The sequence below is a fragment of the Aurantimonas litoralis genome (genome assembly GCF_026153195.1).
Lineage (GTDB): Bacteria > Pseudomonadota > Alphaproteobacteria > Rhizobiales > Rhizobiaceae > Aurantimonas > Aurantimonas coralicida.
In genome coordinates this window covers 88387-105781 of record NZ_JAPFBM010000003.1, presented here as the reverse complement: position 1 = coordinate 105781, position 17395 = coordinate 88387, and the positions used below count along the sequence as shown (strand labels likewise).

Sequence of the window (17395 nt, the reverse complement as noted above, 5' to 3'; positions counted from 1 at the left end):
CATGACCATCGCCGTGCAGAAACGCCCCCGCGAGGATGCGGTCGACACCGCCCTCACCGGCCATGCCAATCCCGCCGTGATCGCCGAGGACGAACGCTTCGCGGGCCCCGCGCCCGACGATGGCGACGTGGCCGTGGTCGATCCGCAGGCCGCCATGCAGCCCGTGCTGGCGCCGGCCGAATCCCTCCTGCGCTTCATCACCTGCGGCTCGGTGGACGACGGTAAGTCGACCCTGATCGGCCGCCTGCTCTTCGAGACCAATGCGGTCTTCGACGACCAGATGGACACGCTGAAGCGCGATTCCCGCAAGTTCGGCACGACCGGCGAGGATCTCGACTTCGCACTGCTGGTCGACGGCCTATCGGCCGAGCGCGAGCAGGGCATCACCATCGATGTCGCCTATCGCTATTTCTCGACCGGCAACCGCGCCTTCATCATCGCCGACACGCCGGGCCACGAGCAGTACACCCGCAACATGGCGACCGGTGCCTCGCAGGCCGAGCTCGCCGTCATCCTCGTCGATGCGCGCAAGGGCATCCTGCCGCAGACGCGGCGGCACTCCTTCATCACCTCGCTCGTCGGCATCAAGAGCGTCGTGATCGCCATCAACAAGATGGACCTCGTCGACTTCAGCCAGGAACGCTACGAGGCGATCCGGCGCGACTACGAGGCGATCCTGCCGCAGCTCGGCTTCACCGACGTCTCCTACGTGCCGCTGTCGGCCAAGAATGGCGACAACATCGCCGCCCCGTCGCCGAACATGCCCTGGTATGACGGCCAGACGCTGCTGCAGCGCCTGGAGACGGCAACGCCGGAGACCTTCGACGCCGGCTCGGCGCCGTTCCGCCTGCCGGTGCAGTGGGTCAACCGTCCCAATCTCGACTTCCGCGGCTTTGCCGGCACCATCGTCGGTGGGCGCGTCGCCCCCGGCGACGCGATCGCCGTCATGCCCGGCCGCCGCACCACCACCGTCAAGGCGGTCTGGGGTCCCGACGGCGAAGTCGCTAGCGCCGAAGCCGGCGAGGCGGTCACCCTCACCCTTGCCGACGAGGTCGATGTCTCGCGCGGCGATGTCCTCGTCGGGCCGTCCGACACGATCGCTGCCCAGAAGACCGTGACCGCCGACATCCTCTGGATGGCCGACCGGCCACTGATTTCCGGCGGCCGCTACGTCGCGCGCCTCGCCACCTCGACGACGCCCGCCTCGGTGCGCAGCCTCGACAACGCCATCGACATCCACACCTTCGAATCCGGTGCGGCCAACGTTCTCCTGATGAACGAGATCGGCCAGATCACCCTCGGCTTCGACCGGCCGGTGATGGCGACGACCTATGAGGAAAACCGCGAGCTCGGCTCCTTCATCCTGATCGATTCGCTGACCAACGAGACCATGGCGCTCGGCATCGTGCGCACGGTCTCCGCCTCCGAGGAGATCACCCAGGCCGCGCCGGCCGAGGCGCCCCTCTCCCCTCTCGCCCGGGCGCAGGCCCTGTGGTTCGGCGCCGCCGAGGGCGAGCATCGCAAGGGCCACGGCAAGCTGATCCGCTACCGGGCGGCAGGGGCGGTGATGATCGGCATCCTTGCGCTGCTGTTCGGACTGGGGATCGGTTTTGCCGTTCTTCTGGCGGCGATCGACTTCGTGCTGCGGCCGTTCCTGGCGCTCATGACCGGCGGCGGCGATCTGCCCGGAAAGAACGGCGCCGACCCGACCACGGTGGGCGACGGAGCCGGCATTTGATGGCGGCAGGCACGATCGGGCCCTGCGCCGAGGATCGCGGTCACCGGAGCGACGACGAGATCCGCCGTCCGCGGCGGGTGCGGCGTCGGCTGCCGCTGATCGAACTGATGCTGCTGGTCGCCTCGATCGCGGTCTGCGCCGCCTTCGTGCTGGACTGGCTCGGCTGACAGGATGATCGCCATCCTCCCCGCCGAGGCCGTTAACCGGCACGGCGGGGAGATGGCCGCAGCATGGCCCCTGCCCGAAAATCGTCCCTGAATGAGCACCTCGCAGTCACGTCCCCGCCATCCACCCCGCCGAGGTTCTGGCCATGGACGGATCGGAGCCTTCGATCCGCATCGACGGAGTGACCTCATGAAGACCACCCTTCTCGCCGCTACGGTTCTCGCCTTCGGCGCCGGCGGCGCCTTCGCCCAGGAAGCCCAGACCGCGCCGCAGAAGACCCCGACCTGCGCCGAGGCCCTGCCCCAGATCGAATCGCTGATCGGCCAGGCCGACCAGGCCGGTCTGAAGACCAAGACCGCCGAGGATCACGTCGAGACGGCGCGCGCCGCCCAGACCTCGCAGGACGAGGAAGGCTGCATCCGCGCCCTCGTCATGGCGCAGAACGATGTGCTGACGCAGGCGCAGCAGGCCACGCCGGCGCCCGAGACCAAGCAGCAGTAAGAATTGCTCGTCTGAGACGAAGCACGAAGGGCCGGCGCATCAGCGACCGGCCCTTTTCATGTCGGCGGAGATCTGCGCGGCTCAGTCGAGGGTGCGCGCCTCGGACGGCAGCATGATCGGGATGCCGTCGCGGATCGGATAGGCGAGCCGCGCCGCCTCCGACACCAGCTCGTTGCGCTCCCGGTCGTAGCTGAGCGTCGTCTTGGTCAGCGGGCACACCAGCAGCTCGAGCAGCTTGGGGTCTGGCTGGCCGGCCTGGTGCCGGGGGCTCGTCTCGGTCATGGCATGTCCTTCAGCGCGGCGTTGCGGCGGCCGTTGCGCGTCTTATCGCCCGCCGGCCAACCGGCTGCAATCGCCGTCGGCCGGCATGGGACGCCTATTGCAGCGTATGCGGCGGCGAACCGTCGCCGCCATCGCCATCGCGGGCCAGCGAGATCTCGGTGATCGCGATCAGCGTCTCGGCCCGTGTCTTCAGGTCCGGCGCTTCCAGCAGCGCCTGCTTTTCGGCCGCGCCATAGGGCGACATCATGCAGAGCGCATTGACCAGCGTCTCGTTCGATGCCCGGGTGACGCTTTCCCAGTCGGCCTCGAGCTGGTTGGCGTCGAGATATTGCCGGAACGCCTTCAGGAGCGCGTCGCGATTCACCTCTTCCGCGCCCTTGCCGAAATCGAGATCGCCGAGGAACGGCTTGACCCGAAAGGAGCGATAGGGCGCGCGGGTGTCCAGCTCTTCCAGGGTCCGGAAGCGCACCACGCCATGCAGATTGAGGATGTAGCGGCCGTCGCCCGATTCGGTCAGCGAGGTGATCCGGCCGAAGCAGCCGACCTGGCAGAGTTCGGGTTCGCCGTCGGGACTCGCGCCGCCGTCGAGGCTGGGCTGGATCATGCCGATGATCCGCGCGCCCGCCATGGCGTCGTCGATCATCTCCAGATAGCGCGGCTCGAAGATGTTGAGCGGCAGTTGACCGCCCGGCAGGAGCAGGGCTCCCGAGAGCGGGAACACCGGGACCGTGTCCGGCAGGTCCGAAGCGGTCCGGTAGTTGATATTGCCAGCGTGAACCAAACGATGTCTCCGTGTCAGACACCGAAGTTGGATCGGTCGCCGGCGATCTCAAGGGATGCGGCAGAAGGCGGCAGGCATGGCGCGCCCTTGCGTCCCCCCGCAAAGCCGGACCGGACCGCGCATTGTCGCGCGGTCCGGGGCAGGAATTCAGGAGAACAGGAGGCCCGACAGGCGCCGCCGCGCGTCCTTGGTCGCCGGATCGGTCGGCCCCCAGGCCTGGAAGAACTCCAAGAGCTTGGTGCGGGCCGCATCGTCGTCGAAGCTGCGGTCGCGGCGGATGATCTCCAGGAGGTGCCCCGCCGCCGTCTGGCGGTCGCCCCTGGCCTGGGCGATCAGCGCCAGATCGTAGCGCGCCCGGTGGTCGTCCGGATCGCTCTCGATGCGCTGCTGCAGCAGCACCGGATCGCCGAGCTGGGCGATCTCCTCGGCGAGCTTCAGCTTGGTGCGCACCGCTTCCACGGCGGGGTCCTCGGTCTTCCCCTCGCCGGCGGCGTCATACTGGTCGATCAGCGCCTTGGCGCGGGCCGCGTCGCCGGTCGCCAGATAGCATTCGGCCAGGCCGCCCGTCGCGCCGGCATGGCCCGGCTCGTGCTGCAGGACGGCGCCGAAGATCTGCGCCGCACCGCCCGCATCGCCATCGGCCAGAAGCTGGTTCGCCTGCTCCATCGCCTGGCCCACCGGATCGTTGCCGCCGCCGCCCTGGCCCTTGGTCACGCGATCGATGAAGGCCTTGATCTCGCTCTCGGGCAGGGCGCCCATGAAGCCGTCCACCGGCTGCCCGCCGACAAAGGCGAACACCGCCGGGATCGACTGCACGCCGAGCTGGCCGGCGATCGACGGATGGTCGTCGATATTCATCTTGACCAGTTTCACCTTGCCGCCGGCGGCCGCGACGGCGCGCTCCAGGATCGGCGTCAGCTGCTTGCAGGGACCGCACCAGGGCGCCCAGAAATCGACGAGCACCGGCTGGTTGCGCGACTCCTGAATGACGTCGGCCGGGAACTGCGCCGTCGTCGTGTCCTTGACGAGGTCGGCCGCCGCCGGGGCGGAGGCGTCGCCGAAACCCTGCAGCGTGGTCGTCGGAGCGGCGGGCGCTGCCGGGGCCGCCGGCTGCCGCGGCGCGGCGGACGGTGCTGCCGGCGTGGTCGACTGCTGGCCGTAGCCGCCATAGGAGGTGCCGCCGTAGGGGGCGTAGGGATTGTCGCTCATTCTGCCTGTCCGTCGCCGGCCGGCGCCTCGAGCCCGATGACAAGCGGCTCGTGCCCCGTTGATTGGAAGAACGCCATCAGGTCCGCCGTCGCGATCGTCGTCGTCGCTTCGTTGGTCATGGGATGGCAGTTCACCATATCGTGCATCAGAAGGCCTTCATCAAGCACGAGGCGGACCGTGCCGTCGCGATCGTTGACGACGCCGAAGGCGGTCACCGATCCCGGCTCGACGCCGAGCAGCGCGCGCATCTGGTCGGCGCTGGCGAACGACAGCCGCCCCGACGCGCCGATGCGCTTGTGCAGGCCCTTCAGGTCGACGGTCCGGCTCTCTTCGGCGACGACCAGGAAGATCGTCCCCTTCTTGTCCTTCAGGAACAGGTTCTTGGTGTGCCCGCCGGCGATCGTGCCGCGCAGCGCCTGGCTTTCCTCCACCGTGTGCAGCGGCGGATGCGCCACGGTCGTGGTGGCGATGCCGAGCCCGTCGAGATAGGCCATCAGAGCGTCGCGGTCCTTCATCAGGCGTCTTCCCTTGCGATTGGCGAACAGCGCCGCGTTACCGCACCTGCGCCCGCTTGCGAAGACCCGGTGCTGGCCGCTGCGCCGCGCGGCATGACAATGGCACCGGATGCACGACACGATCTCCAGCGCGATCTGGCCCGGCTGGTTGAGCATGAGCGACTCACTTCGGGTCCAGTCTGAAAGATCCTGGGAGAGTATCGTCGTCTCCGTCCTGCCTCCGAGCGTTCCGGCCGCGGCCCTTTCCGCCGCTCTCCACTGCGGAGCCCGTCGCGCCTTTGGGCCCTCCTCCAACCCCCGTGCCCTCGCAACCCCTGGCTCCGGCATCCCGCCGGATCCCTCGCCAAACACCCCGGAATCCCGTGCGTTCCGGCCCGCGCGGCACGCCACGAAAATCCGTTCGATTCCCGTCATTTCGCTGTTGCAATCCACCGACGATTGGGGCATACACCGCTCGTCCGCGGCGCTCAGGCGCCGCACGGAGCGGGCGGGCGTAGCTCAGGGGTAGAGCACAACCTTGCCAAGGTTGGGGTCGTGGGTTCGAATCCCATCGCCCGCTCCAATTTCTCCCCATCTCGACATTTCTGACAGCGTTGATCGCGATGCGATCCTGCTGGTTTCGTTCGTGCGAGGCCGCGTCTGTTTCGACGTGCCGTGCGAACCTACCCGACGCGAGGCGCATTTCCTCGGCGCACCAGCATCGGCCGCATTCTGCGCAACGCCCCGTGACCTCCTGCACCGGCCGCCTAGATGGCAGGGCAAAGGAGTTCCCATCATGAACAAGCTCATCCCCATCGCCCTCACGGCGATTCTGGCCCTGTCGGCCTGCAGCGACGAATCCGAAACCGACGCCGCCGATCCGGCCGTGTCCACCACCAGCGAGACGGCTCCCGCGCCGTCGACGACCGAACGCGAGACCGGCGAAGCCATGGAGGCGATCGGCGAGGCCGGGCGCCAGACCGGCGAAGCGGCCCGTTCGGCGCTGGAAGACCTGTCCGAGGCCGCCGGTCCGGCCATCGACCAGGCGCGCGAGGCCGGCAGCAAGGCTCTCAACGACGCGAAGGAGGGGCTGAACAACGCCACCCGCAACGCCGCCTGCCGGACGGCTCGTGCCGCCGAGGACGCCGACGGCATCGCTGCCAATTGCTAGACCGACAGCGCCGCCCGGCGAGGCGGAGCGGGGGTGATCCTCCGCCCGCCCCGCCGGGTGGCCTTTGGACCAAGCCGGCACTCCGACCACGATCGCGCCGGGCGGGCCGGAAGGGCGATCCCGGCAACTCTCCCCGCTCGGCAAACTATGGCGACGACCACAGCAAGCCGGACGGGCTCAGACCCCGCCCGCCTTTTCTTTCGGTAAGATGTCGGTCGCCCGGTGATCGTCGCCGACACCCTCGATCAGGAAGATCTCGCCCTCCGCGCCCTGCATCCGCAGGGGCCTGATGGCCTGATAATCCGGCGAATCGTACCACGCCCGCGCCAGGCCCATGTCCGGGAAGGCGAGAACGACGATGTCGTCGCTCACCTCTCCCTCGCAAAGCTCCTTCGCGCCGCCATGGATGAGGAACCGGCCGCCAAACGGCGCCAGCGTGGCGTCGATCCGCTTGAGATAGTCGACAATGCCCTGGTTCAGCGTGACATTGCGCAGATGGGCGATGGCATAGGCGGGCATGTCGGCCTCCCTGTTCGTTTTCACGCCAGCGCCGGGCCGGACCGTTGTACCGCCCCGAACTCGAGAACGGCCAGAAGAGCCACGACGACGGCCTGGGCAAGGAGACAGATCCAGCCAGCGAGATTGGGCGCGAGAACGCCGCTTGCCGGCAGGGTGACGCTGGCGACGACCCACAGCGCATTGCCGAGAACGACCATGAGAGCCGCCCAGCCCGGTATCGGTCGGAGCCGGGCGACGGCGACCATGAAGGCGGCAACCGGGAGAAGAAGCATGCCGGCACCCGAAAGAAAGCCGGCGGGAATCTGTGTCAGGTCGGCGAGCGGGCCGGAGGCGGCCAGAAGAAGACCGCCCATCAGGGAGCAGGTGACCGCATCAAGGGTCAGCAGGGTGCGGAGGGTGGGAAAGCGCGGGTTGCGTTCCATCGGTTCAGCCTTTCCTGAGCGATGCGGCTCGATCCACCGGGCCGCTGCCGGCGATCCTCATCGCGTATGGGACCTCTGTCGATTACGTCCGAGGTCATTGCGCAGGCCAGGCGGGGCGACGAAGGAATGGCCATGACACGCGCACGACCATCGGCGGGAGATCTCCTGCGCCAATGGCGCCAGCAGCGGCGCTTCAGCCAGTTGGCCCTTGCCCTCGACGCCGGCATTTCCCAACGCCATCTCAGCTTTCTGGAATCAGGCCGGTCGGCGCCGAGCCGGGCGATGCTCCTGCGCCTTGCGGACCATCTCGACATGCCGCTGGAGGCACGCAATGCCCTTCTCCTCGCCGCCGGCTTTGCGCCGCTCTTCTCGCAGCATGACCTCGCGGACGCCGAACTGACGGCCGCCAGGGAGATCATCGACCGGATCCTTTCCGGCCACGCGCCCCACCCGGCCCTGGCCGTGGACCGCCACTGGACGCTGCTTTCCGCCAACGCTGCGGTTGCGGCCCTGACGGCCGGCGTCGCGGGGCACCTCCTCACCGGCGCGGTCAACGTCCTGCGCCTTGGCCTGCATCCGGAGGGACTGGCCCCGCGGATCATGAATTTCGCCGAATGGCGCGCGCATCTTCTGCGGCGCCTCGCCCGCGACGTCGCCCTGTCGGCCGACCCCGTGCTGGCCGCCCTCCTGGAGGAGCTCGAATCCTACCCGGCGCCCACCCAAGCCGACATGTCAGCGAACCCGGAACCGCCCGAACCGGCCGTGGCCGTGCCGCTGACCATCGCCAGTCCACTCGGGCCACTGACCTTCCTCAGCACCACCACGATGTTCGGCACGGCCACCGACGTCACCCTGGCCGGGATCGCCATCGAGAGCTTCTTTCCAGCGAACCGGCAGACGGCCGACGCCATGGCGACACTCGCCGGCAGCGTAGAGGACGGCTCGTCCGAGCCGCAGGACCAGATCAGTCTGTAGGGAGGTCGCGGCGAGGCCCGCAAGGCGGACCGGGGAGGCAGGCAGGGGCCCGGATCATGGCACGCCCAACGATCGCTTGCGGATCAAAGCGCCAGGAACGACGCAACAGCAGCGAAACAGGGCCCCAAACGACAAACACTCCCGGAGCCGGGGCTCGCGGGAGTGTCTGAAACTTGGTTGCGGGGACCGGCATCGATCACAACTTGCAATCGACGCCGGTAAAGATGGTTGCGGGAGGCTGCAACCACCATTACTTGCGACCTACTAACAGCCAATTTCCTATCAACGCCAAATCCAACGCGAGGAGAATGGTTGCTAAAAATAGCAGCTTTCATTCCATCCTATTCCGAACAGCAGCGTGAGTATCGGTTACACTACAACTCAACCGCCACGTTTTCCCGGCGAAAAATCCGGCACTGCGCGCCGAACGCGGTCAGCGCAGGTTCGTTTGTCATCTGTCACCTCTGACCGACCTGGAACGGGACGCAGGACATCGCCATGCAACTGCGCCCTCAGTTCCAGCCAACGCGCCTTGAGAACCTGCCAGTTGTGATCGTCGTATGTGCCACTGACGACAACAGGGTGAACCCGAATGCGGGGCGGGAGACCATCACCATGATCCCTCCATTTCCGCCATTCGCGAAGCCAAAGACTGTTCTTGCGATCCACACGCCCAATCTGCTGCTCGACAATGCCGGGATTCCACTCCGCGTGCAGTAGAATCACTGTGCGACAGGCCTCATGCAGATTCAGGCCCTCACGCCCGACGCGGGATTGCGCGAGGAGCACCATCGGCCAACTGGACGACCGGTTGAATGCAGATTGCAGCATACGCCGCGTTTGCGGTGCGGTTGCGCCTGACATCATCCTGGCGAAGTTGCCCTCGCGCCCGGAATAATCGTTCAGCCAGGCATCCAGCCGGGCTTTCTGCGTATCGTTGTTCTCTGCTTCATCATCCCCGGCAAGCTCCATGAGCAGTTTTTCGAACAGCCCGAGCATTTCCCGCCCCGTCCAAGAAGCGCCCGCAACTTCCCGCCTGCCACCAAGTGCCTCGAGCAATGCCCCGAATTGAAGGTCTTGTTTGCCGTCCTCATGGCGCAGAATCTCTGACAGAAATGCAGCAGTTCCTCCCTCCAGCGCAAGGTCTTCCAACTCCCGATGAAGCCGTGCGAGTTCAGCCCGGCGCTCGCTCGACCACTCCTGATAGCGGGTTTTCAACATCACATCGATTTCGTCGACCCCACCCGACACCGCAAGATCAGGATCCCTCATCGCCGCAATGACGGCTGCTATATTGCTTTCCCCGATCCCACTGGCAGGCCAGTGCTGTCCGTCTCGCAAACGACGCAGCATCTCACGTGCGTCCAGCAGTCTGGTCAGCACATTCATCGGCGTCAGGAACCTGCCGAAGACGAGCACTTTCTCGCCGGCCCGTGTATAGGCCTCGATTTGTCTCACAGCCGCCAGGATCGCAGGGTGGCTATAGATGTCGTTGCTCTCAGCGGTGAAAGCTTCCGTCCAAAACCCCGCCGGACCAACGAGGTTTGCATCTGTCATGCCTGAAGGGCTGTCTTCCTCATCCTCTCCAAAGCCGAACCCATACCCCTGGGCAACGGCGAGCCTGACCCGTTTCACACGCGGATCATCCTGAGGGAGTAACGACAGCGCCTCAGCCGCACAAAAGCGGCGCAACCAGTCACGGGTAAAACCGTCTGCCTCCGGTGAAACCGGGATATCGGTGACCTCACGATAATCACCATGACTGTCTTTGAAGACGCAGAATTCGGGGTCACTTCGTTTGTCCCGGCGCAGGACGTGTGGTCGCAATGCTGCGTAGAACTGCCGGGCGGAGGTCTCGAATTCCCCGGTCAGCGTCTCGTCCAGTTCTTCGGTTTGAATCCGACGAACAACATCCACATAGCCGGTGATCCATTCCGTCAGCTCTGCGAGCGCAGTAATATCCTGATCGTCATCGCGACCATTGAGTCGCTCCAGCGTGTCGATCCACTGGCTGGAGTCCAGCTCGACCGGGGTTGCGGTCATGCCCAGACGAAAAGGATCATCCGCTTCCCAGCTTACCGGGCCGAGAATGCGCGAAAGGCTTGAGTCTGCGCCGCGCGCCTTGTGGGCTTCGTCAACGACTATGAGATCAAACTGACCCAGGCCATAGCCGATCAGCGGCAGGATCCTGTTCTTGTAATCGTCCGCCGAAAGCCATTTCTGATCGCCGTTAATGGCATCGCGCGGCAGTTCTTGGTCCAGAATCGTTTGGGCAATGTGCCGCGCCGCACGGCGACTGGCATATACATAGCCCACCTCACCCGAATGGAAATTTTCGCGCATGAAGTTGCGCCGTCGGCCGTCAATCAGGCGGGCGACGTTGGGTAAGAGTTCCCGGCGCCAGCCTCCAGCGGGGCCTTCTCCACGATTGGGAAACTGCATGTTCGCGAAGGAATGAGAGATCATTATGATCTCTTCGGCGGCCCAGCCGTTCTCCGGCAACTCACGCTGCTTGCGGCGATCCGAAAGCCACTCCTTATGGCTGTGTAACCGTCTTGCGCTCCCCTCCGCATCGGTATCGTGTAAGAAACCGGAGATGAAACCATCATAGCTGCGCAGCGGCAGCAATGTCTTGTCGTCGGCGTTGAACCGTTTCAGTTCCTGTTGCCATTGTGCCCCAAGGCCCGCGGGCAGAACAATGGCGCTGCGCCCGCCCGCCTCCCGCACCGCTGCGATCAGCGCCGCCGCAATGCGGGTCTTGCCCATACCCACCTCATCAGCCAGCAGGGCCGAGCGTTGGCCCGCCCGGATACGGCACGCTAGTTCTGTGACACTCGCCTTCTGGCCATGATCTAGCAGGGTATCATCAGGCGTCCCTGCGATACGATCCAGAATGCTCGCGACCTCGTTCCAGTCCACCATCACGCGGCTTCCCGTTCCCAGAGCGATGGGTAAGCGCTGAGCTCCCACGCGACGGACACTGCCAAAAGCGCATCTCTCAATAGGTCTGGCGAAACCCCTTCCGGGCGCATACGCGGATCTACCAGAGCAGGCAGAGGATTTGCCCTGGCGTTCCGGAAGAACTCGAGCATCGTTTTTTCGCGAGACGCGATAGCGCAAAGGTTCTGTTGCAACTCCCGACACCACCTTTGCCAGTCCCGCGGGTTCAACCTTGCCTGTGTCTCACAAAGACGCACCAGAAGTTCCATCATCCTGCGAATGGGATAGGCAGCTGGCGGAGCTTCGGTGGTATCTGAGGCGTCGGTGAGCGGCTCTTCGCCTTCCTCACCCTCATCTTCGCTGTCAGCATCACCTGGCTCGGGAAATGAGCCAAGGCTGGCAAGGATATCTTCGACCGACATATCGGAGGGGCGAGCGACAACAAGTGCGCCGGAAGAAATGACAGGCAGCCGCCAGCCGCCCTCCGCGAGGGTCACAATTGCTGGAGCCGGTGCAGGCCATGGACAAGGTGTCTGAGCCTGAGCCGCATCGACACCAATCACCATCACCGATTTGTCGTCGGGGGCCGAGAGCACCCCGTCTTGCCATATAAACCACGCAACTGGCGGCTGGGTTTCTGGCTCATCGGGGCGCACAAAGCCTTCCCCTTGCTGCAGGGCCTCGGGCGTCACCACATCAGTGAACTGGATCGGCAAAACAGCGGCGATACCGTTCCGCGTGTCTCTGCGTCGCGGCCATTTCAGTCCTCCCGGCAGATCGACGATCACACCTGCCTCAAGGTTTCCCCCGGCGCTTGCGGCACGCTCAAACCCGTTCATGCTCAGATTGCCGGATCCAAGATAAGCCCGTCCCGAGGCCTCGGTCTCGCCCGACGCCAGCACCACAAATTTTGCATGCAGGCACCCATCAGTTCCATGCAAGACAGAGCGCGGAGGGCGCAAGTTCCAGCCTGCGTCAATCAAGGCACCGGCCCGGGCAGCAAGCCCCTGACAGGAGGACGGGTTGAGAAACAGGTCGAGAGCCGCTGTTTTCGTCAGGGATTTCTCCTGCACCAATGCGCGGCGCAGTCGCTCTGGCAGGCCAGCAGCACCATCGCCGTCGCTCTCGAAATAGCCAGACCCGAGGATGAGACGGTCGGCCTTCTTTTTGGTACCCAGGCGCTCGACCACCTGAGGAAACAGCGCCTGATTGCGGCTGTCGATGAAGCGGGGACGCGCGGATGACGTGGGCAAGGCTGTGATCGCGGCCTCCAGCAGGGTGTCTGGCCGGTGCCCGTCAAAACTGCGTTCGATCAGGGCGCAATCTGCCCGCTCGCGCAGCCATCCAAACATCTCATGCGCAGCGCGGATATCGGCAATGTCCTGTGCGTCAGGCACAGCAGAGTCCAGATCGATCGACCAGAACAGGTCGATGCTGCGAGTAAGCGGATCCTGTGTCCAGTTCCCCGTGCTGACAGCGAGGCGAATGACATAGCCATCTCCGCCGCGCTTGCGAAAACCCAGAAGCGCCACCTTGGCATGGAGAAGGTTGTAGCCGCGTCCCTCGAGGCGCATCCACATCCAGGCAAGTCCCGGAACGTCCGAGATCGCATTCATGGTTGGATGGATGAAGGCGGCCAGCACCGGGCGCGCCATCTCGCCTGTGAATGTTCGGCGGATCTGCCCCAGGACCTGCCGCGTCGCGGTGAAGCCGCACATAAGGCCAAAGTCGCCATAACAATCTTCGGGCGGCATGAAGAGGGAGTAGAGCGTCGTGTTCTGCATCAGACGGCCTCCGATCCCGCGTCACGGCTGCCCGGGTTCACCTTTCCGGACAGCTCCGTCACCAGACAATGAAGATTGTGCAGCCGGAAAAGCTGCGGCGCGAAGGCCTCGTCCTGAGGGGGCCGGTTCTCGTCCTGGGTCTCCGAGCTGCCCCGCAACTCGCTCGCAGCCGGCCCGAGAAAAATGTGGCCTTCGCGCTGACAAATCACGGTAGAATCGCGCTCGGCCAGCCTCTGGATCAGCTGCTGATCGGACAGATGTCGGATTTCCGCGATAAATCTGCGGCTAGTCTCCTCATTGCCCTGATCGACAAGCGCGCCTTTTGCCGAGGCCAGATCTCGCAATTGTTTCAGCGGCTCGGTGGCGACTTCGGCTGCCTCCGCTTCTGACAGGCGCACAGGCTGATTATCGTCGCGAAGCTTCAGCAGGTGCTGTTCCAACTGGTCCAACACCGTCAACGCGGCATCGCGAATATCCATAAAAGCCGCTCCGGCGCGCAGATCCGACCAGTGATCCGGCGCAACCCCCGCCAATGCGGTTTCCTGGCCCAAATGCGCGGAGCTGGGGCCAGTGCCGAGGCGCGCCAGGGCCCGGCGCCGGGTCGAGCCGGGATCATTTCCGTCGAGCAATCGGGCAAGGATCAGTTTACGCACCGCTTCCGGGACAGCCCCAACCGGGGAAAGCACTGTCAGGGCCTCCTTCAGGCCATGTGGCTGCCTGCCATGCGCCCAGGCACCAAGCAAACGGCGCGGTTCTTTCATCGCATTCAGCTCCAACAGCTCTCTGCCAGCGCTATGTATGCGAAACGCGCCGTAGCGGCTGCCCTGCACGAACCCGAGTGCGACCAGAGGCTGCACCATCGCCATGCGGATCGGCTGAACCACATAAGTTCCGCGACGCCTGAGATTGTGGAAACTGCTATCCTTCAAGCCCTGCATCTTCCGCGCCCCTCGCACGCGGCGATCCTGCGGACCCGCGATGACTTCAAGCATGACACGCGCTTCGACCGCGTTGCCGACAGGCAGTGCCGGCACACCAAGTTCCTCGGCGATAGAGATCGCCAGAACCGACCAAAGGATGGGCATGGGAAACCACATGCCGCCGATTCCGGGGACCGCCCGATCATTGAAATGACGAACCGCCGCCGCAAGCCCGAGGTTCTGCTGGCGCCGTTGCGAAACCACGGTATCGGGCGCAAGTATTCCCCAGGGCATCAGTTAACTCTGGCCTGTGCGAAAGCTCCCGCTGACGCGCCCTCATCTGCCAGTTCCAGCCAACCGTGATCGACCCAGAACACCGCCACGCCCTGCAGCGGATGCTGCGGGTATAGTCCGGCCAACAGTCCAGCATAGCTGGAAAGCTGTGGCCAATAGGGGCCAAACCCGTCACCGCCGCCGCCGGATTTATGGTCGATCAGCATCGCGCCTGCCGGGCCGATGGCGAGAAGGTCGAGGGCACCGGGGATCTCTGCACCCTCGGGCGTGTGGCCAAGCACCGGAATCTCGGCGCGCAGGTCCGTATAGCCCTGATCGGCAAGCCAGGCTTTCAGCGCCGTGGCGCGCTCGGCCACTAGCGCAAGAGTGGCGTCGTCAAGCCCGGTCGCGAGAACCAAAGCCGGGGCCAGATCGGGCCGGGTCAGGTATGTGCGCAGCGCCAGATGCAGTGCTGTGCCGCGGTAGGCATCGTTCAGTGCCTTTGGCCAGGGTGCTCCGATGTTGATACGGCGGGACACGGGCGGCACCCCCGCACTACGGGTTTGCGAGGGCTGCAGCCGCCAGGGTGTCAGCGGTGTCACGGGCAACGGCGCAGCGGCACCGAATCGCAGCGCTGAGGCTGCCGCACCGCCTGCGTACTCGGTAAATCCCGCCTCTTCAGGCAGTTGCGTGATCAGCGCCGGGCAATCCACGCCATTGATGCGCAGGCTGCCCGCCCCGATCTGCGGCGCGCAAGTATCGGACAGGATATGAAACAGGTTCGTAGCCTCGGGCGCGTCTTCTTCGCGGTCCTTCAGAAAACCTGGCCATTCCAGCACCATCCGGTCACGGGCACGGGTCAGGGCGACATAGAGAAGGTTTTTCGCATTGGTTTCAAAATCGGCGCGGCGATCTTCGATGAAACGGCGGGTCGCCTCGGGCGCGGCAAAGCCGGGCGTGTGGATCAGGCTCGCGGACCCAAGCACCACCGCCATATCGTCGATGCGGTCCAGGGCATCGAAACGGGTCGCAGTGGCCCCCGCACGTTCCTCAATGCCATAGTCGAACTCGGCGACGACAGTGATCGGCCATTCCCGCCCTTTGGAGGCGTGCCAGGTGACGATCTCCACCGCCTCGGCGCTGTTGGCGGAAGGATCGGGATGACGGTCGAAATCGCGCTCGCTCCCACGGGCGTCGAGCCAGCCGAGAAAGACCTTGGCAGTCTCGCCGTGGAACCCCGAGGCGGATTTGAGATCGCGATGCGCGGCTTCGAACTCACCCGCCTCAGCCTCTAGCCGCAAAAGATCGGCACGGGATTGGGCGGCGTCAGGCTGACGTTCCGCCCAGAGGCGCAGGCCGGCGGCATCCAACACCAGATCAAGGGCCGCACCCACCGGCAGGCGGGCCAAAAGGTTCGACAGAGCGGCGAGTCGCATCAGCACCGGGTCATCCACCAACCGCCCTTCCATTTGGGCGGATAGCGCCTCCTGCAAGGGCAGCGGGTCCGGGCCAAGCGTGCGCAAGAGCAGCCCGGCATGGATATCCGCCGGATTGGCGGCAAAGGCCAGCGCGGCGCGGGCGGCAACAATCACCGGGCTTTTCGCCCAGCCATCCTCGGCGATCCGCACCGGAACGCCGCGCGCGCGCAATTCCTCGGCATAGCGGGCGGCGGTGGTGTGGCGGCAGACCAAGAGCGCGATATCCGAAGGCCGCGCCGGTCGGGCGGCCTTCGTGTGGCGGTCGGTGATGGTCTCAGTATCAGTCAGGATACGGGCGATGCGCTCGGCGATGTGTTCTGGGGGCTGCGAATACTTTTGTGAGCGCCGTCCCTGCGTAGCGTTCAGAACCTCGATCGCGGGACCTGCGACCGCATCGCGGGTCGGCGCCAGCGGGTTATAGCCCTGCCCAAAGAGGCCAGCCCCCATCGCATTGACGAATTGCATGATGGCTGGGGTCGAGCGCCAGTTGCGGTCCAAAGGCTGGGTCGCATCGGGGTTTGCCGCCGCCAGCGCTGTGGATAGGCGCGGATCGGCGCCCTGAAACCCCATGATCGACTGTTTGACATCGCCCACCAGCAGTGTACGCGGCGCGTGCTGGCCCAACTGCCACAAAAGCGCGAATTGCACAGGGTTGGTATCCTGGAATTCGTCGATGATGACGCAGTCGATCTCGTCCAGCACCGCTTGCCGCACGGCGAGGTCGGTGCGGAGCAGGTGCTCAGCCCCGGTGATCATATCAGCAAAGTCGATCAGGCCGAGCGCCTTCTTGCGGGTCTCATAGGCCGCCATCACCTCTTGCGCGCAGGCGATCAGGCAGGACAGGTGCAGCTTAGCATCGGCCAGCGGGCCGGGATGGCAGGGCAGCACATCCGCCGCCGCCATGATCGCCGTGGCAAGGTCGTCATATCCCGCAGGCGTCTTGCTGGAGCGGTTAGAGATGAACAGGCTGCGCAGATCGTTCCAGACCTGCCAATCCCGATCCAGAAGATCGGGCGCGCGATCAACACGTTTGAAAAGCGCGAGGTTTTTCTCCAGCTTCTCGACATTGGTTTTGGCGGTGATCCCGGCCATGCCTCCCTCGGGAAAGGCTGCGATCATGACCTGCACGGCCGTCTGCAACGCGGTAGTCGCGGCGATAGGGTCATCCAGAACCGGCCCGTAAACCGCATCCAGCCGCGTCAGTGCCGGAGCGATCAGGCCAGCGTCACGCCCCTTGTCCCCAAGGCCGCGCAAGAGGTCGATCATCGATAGCACCCGGGCGCGCAAACTGTCTTCGACCGTCTCGCCCTTCACGAAGTTCGGGGCGTAACCGAACCGCTCGGGCGCGGCCTTGATCGGGTCCAGCGCCTTGGCATGTGCCAGTGCCTGACGGATCAGCAGATCCCGCTCGGCATCGCCCAGATGGCGCGGCTGCGGCGAGGCGCCAGCCGCCAGAGCATGTTCGGTCAAAAGCCGCAGGCCCAGTCCATGTATGGTCGAGACATAGGCGCGCTCGACCGCCATCGCCTCGGCGACCAGTCCATCGGCCAGAAGGCCGGCACGGATCCTTTCGCGCAACTCGCCAGCCGCGGCCTCGGTAAAGGTGACGGCAAGGATACGTTCGGGCCGGACAATGCCGCGTTTCACCCAATCGGACAGCTGGGTCTTGATGCGGTGGGTCTTGCCCGCGCCGGCACCCGCGGGAACGATGACCAGACCTTGATCTGCATTGACGGGGGCCAT

General features: G+C 65.2%; 15 protein-coding genes and 1 tRNA gene. 6 read left to right on the top strand and 10 right to left on the bottom strand.

Going from position 1 to position 17395, the window contains the following annotated elements:
* Nucleotide 1 precedes the first annotated feature (1 nt).
* The 3 genes from cysN (at nucleotide 2) to N7I30_RS07955 (ending at nucleotide 2404) form a co-directional block, all read left to right on the top strand.
* Nucleotides 2–1738: a sulfate adenylyltransferase subunit CysN gene (cysN, locus tag N7I30_RS07965; RefSeq protein WP_498637965.1), complete on the top strand. Its 1737-nt coding sequence runs from the start codon at nucleotides 2–4 to the stop codon at nucleotides 1736–1738.
* A complete protein-coding gene (locus N7I30_RS07960; RefSeq protein ID WP_498637963.1) occupies nucleotides 1738–1905 on the top strand; it encodes a hypothetical protein in 168 nt (55 codons plus the stop codon). Before cysN ends, N7I30_RS07960 begins: the two co-directional genes overlap by 1 nt.
* A 187-nt stretch (nucleotides 1906–2092) precedes the next feature.
* Nucleotides 2093–2404 (top strand): hypothetical protein, encoded by a 312-nt coding sequence (locus N7I30_RS07955; RefSeq protein ID WP_498637961.1) that lies wholly within the window; start codon nucleotides 2093–2095, stop codon nucleotides 2402–2404.
* Nucleotides 2405–2485: 81 nt separating this feature from the next.
* Here the strand turns inward: N7I30_RS07955 and N7I30_RS07950 are convergent, their stop codons facing one another.
* The 4 genes from N7I30_RS07950 to N7I30_RS07935 form a co-directional block, all read right to left on the bottom strand.
* A complete protein-coding gene (locus N7I30_RS07950; RefSeq protein WP_024351947.1) occupies nucleotides 2486–2686 on the bottom strand; it encodes a Trm112 family protein in 201 nt (66 codons plus the stop codon).
* 94 nt (nucleotides 2687–2780) lie between these two features.
* Nucleotides 2781–3467, bottom strand: coding sequence for an LON peptidase substrate-binding domain-containing protein (locus tag N7I30_RS07945; protein WP_498637960.1), 687 nt, complete (start codon nucleotides 3465–3467; stop codon nucleotides 2781–2783).
* A gap of 147 nt (nucleotides 3468–3614) precedes the next feature.
* Nucleotides 3615–4676, bottom strand: a complete 1062-nt coding sequence (gene trxA, locus N7I30_RS07940; protein WP_498637958.1) for a thioredoxin — start codon at nucleotides 4674–4676, stop codon at nucleotides 3615–3617.
* Nucleotides 4673–5638 carry a prolyl-tRNA synthetase associated domain-containing protein gene (locus N7I30_RS07935; protein WP_498637956.1) on the bottom strand — a complete coding sequence of 322 codons (966 nt, stop codon included), beginning with the start codon at nucleotides 5636–5638 and terminating at the stop codon, nucleotides 4673–4675. Before N7I30_RS07935 ends, trxA begins: the two co-directional genes overlap by 4 nt.
* A gap of 40 nt (nucleotides 5639–5678) precedes the next feature.
* Between N7I30_RS07935 and N7I30_RS07930 the strand changes: the two genes are divergently transcribed.
* Nucleotides 5679–5753: transfer RNA gene (locus tag N7I30_RS07930), tRNA-Gly, on the top strand.
* A gap of 213 nt (nucleotides 5754–5966) precedes the next feature.
* Nucleotides 5967–6341 carry a hypothetical protein gene (locus N7I30_RS07925; RefSeq protein ID WP_498637954.1) on the top strand — a complete coding sequence of 125 codons (375 nt, stop codon included), beginning with the start codon at nucleotides 5967–5969 and terminating at the stop codon, nucleotides 6339–6341.
* A gap of 177 nt (nucleotides 6342–6518) precedes the next feature.
* On the opposite strand, the gene N7I30_RS07920 is transcribed toward N7I30_RS07925, so the two are convergent.
* Complete coding sequence (locus N7I30_RS07920) at nucleotides 6519–6860, bottom strand: DUF1330 domain-containing protein (RefSeq protein ID WP_188076385.1); 342 nt, start codon at nucleotides 6858–6860, stop codon at nucleotides 6519–6521.
* A 20-nt stretch (nucleotides 6861–6880) separates the two neighbouring features.
* Nucleotides 6881–7282, bottom strand: a complete 402-nt coding sequence (locus tag N7I30_RS07915; RefSeq protein WP_188076384.1) for a hypothetical protein — start codon at nucleotides 7280–7282, stop codon at nucleotides 6881–6883.
* A gap of 132 nt (nucleotides 7283–7414) precedes the next feature.
* On the opposite strand from N7I30_RS07915, the gene N7I30_RS07910 reads away from it, so the two are divergent.
* Nucleotides 7415–8257 carry a helix-turn-helix domain-containing protein gene (locus N7I30_RS07910; RefSeq protein ID WP_498637952.1) on the top strand — a complete coding sequence of 281 codons (843 nt, stop codon included), beginning with the start codon at nucleotides 7415–7417 and terminating at the stop codon, nucleotides 8255–8257.
* Nucleotides 8258–8638: 381 nt separating this feature from the next.
* Here the strand turns inward: N7I30_RS07910 and N7I30_RS07905 are convergent, their stop codons facing one another.
* Genes N7I30_RS07905 through N7I30_RS07890 form a run of 4 tightly spaced genes read right to left on the bottom strand, consistent with a single transcriptional unit; the run spans nucleotide 8639 to nucleotide 17395 of the window.
* Nucleotides 8639–11179, bottom strand: a complete 2541-nt coding sequence (locus N7I30_RS07905) for a DEAD/DEAH box helicase family protein (RefSeq protein ID WP_498637951.1) — start codon at nucleotides 11177–11179, stop codon at nucleotides 8639–8641.
* Complete coding sequence (locus N7I30_RS07900; RefSeq protein ID WP_498637950.1) at nucleotides 11179–12981, bottom strand: hypothetical protein; 1803 nt, start codon at nucleotides 12979–12981, stop codon at nucleotides 11179–11181. The genes N7I30_RS07905 and N7I30_RS07900 overlap by 1 nt, the downstream gene beginning before the upstream one ends.
* A complete protein-coding gene (locus tag N7I30_RS07895; protein ID WP_498637949.1) occupies nucleotides 12981–14195 on the bottom strand; it encodes a hypothetical protein in 1215 nt (404 codons plus the stop codon). Before N7I30_RS07895 ends, N7I30_RS07900 begins: the two co-directional genes overlap by 1 nt.
* On the bottom strand, nucleotides 14195–17395 hold the full coding sequence (locus N7I30_RS07890; RefSeq protein ID WP_498637946.1) for a UvrD-helicase domain-containing protein: 3201 nt from the start codon (nucleotides 17393–17395) through the stop codon (nucleotides 14195–14197). The genes N7I30_RS07895 and N7I30_RS07890 overlap by 1 nt, the downstream gene beginning before the upstream one ends.

Bases quoted from the DNA above. Each gene is read 5' to 3' on its own strand.
- cysN (WP_498637965.1), top strand. From the start codon at position 2: ATGACCATCGCCGTGCAGAAACGCCCCCGCGAGGATGCGGTCGACACC.
- N7I30_RS07960 (WP_498637963.1), top strand. From the start codon at position 1,738: ATGGCGGCAGGCACGATCGGGCCCTGCGCCGAGGATCGCGGTCACCGG.
- N7I30_RS07955 (WP_498637961.1), top strand. From the start codon at position 2,093: ATGAAGACCACCCTTCTCGCCGCTACGGTTCTCGCCTTCGGCGCCGGC.
- N7I30_RS07950 (WP_024351947.1), bottom strand. From the start codon at position 2,686: ATGACCGAGACGAGCCCCCGGCACCAGGCCGGCCAGCCAGACCCCAAG.
- trxA (WP_498637958.1), bottom strand. From the start codon at position 4,676: ATGAGCGACAATCCCTACGCCCCCTACGGCGGCACCTCCTATGGCGGC.
- N7I30_RS07935 (WP_498637956.1), bottom strand. From the start codon at position 5,638: ATGCCCCAATCGTCGGTGGATTGCAACAGCGAAATGACGGGAATCGAA.
- N7I30_RS07925 (WP_498637954.1), top strand. From the start codon at position 5,967: ATGAACAAGCTCATCCCCATCGCCCTCACGGCGATTCTGGCCCTGTCG.
- N7I30_RS07920 (WP_188076385.1), bottom strand. From the start codon at position 6,860: ATGCCCGCCTATGCCATCGCCCATCTGCGCAATGTCACGCTGAACCAG.
- N7I30_RS07915 (WP_188076384.1), bottom strand. From the start codon at position 7,282: ATGGAACGCAACCCGCGCTTTCCCACCCTCCGCACCCTGCTGACCCTT.
- N7I30_RS07910 (WP_498637952.1), top strand. From the start codon at position 7,415: ATGACACGCGCACGACCATCGGCGGGAGATCTCCTGCGCCAATGGCGC.
- N7I30_RS07905 (WP_498637951.1), bottom strand. From the start codon at position 11,179: ATGGTGGACTGGAACGAGGTCGCGAGCATTCTGGATCGTATCGCAGGG.
- N7I30_RS07900 (WP_498637950.1), bottom strand. From the start codon at position 12,981: ATGCAGAACACGACGCTCTACTCCCTCTTCATGCCGCCCGAAGATTGT.
- N7I30_RS07895 (WP_498637949.1), bottom strand. From the start codon at position 14,195: ATGCCCTGGGGAATACTTGCGCCCGATACCGTGGTTTCGCAACGGCGC.
- N7I30_RS07890 (WP_498637946.1), bottom strand. From the start codon at position 17,395: ATGGCCCCCGTCAATGCAGATCAAGGTCTGGTCATCGTTCCCGCGGGT.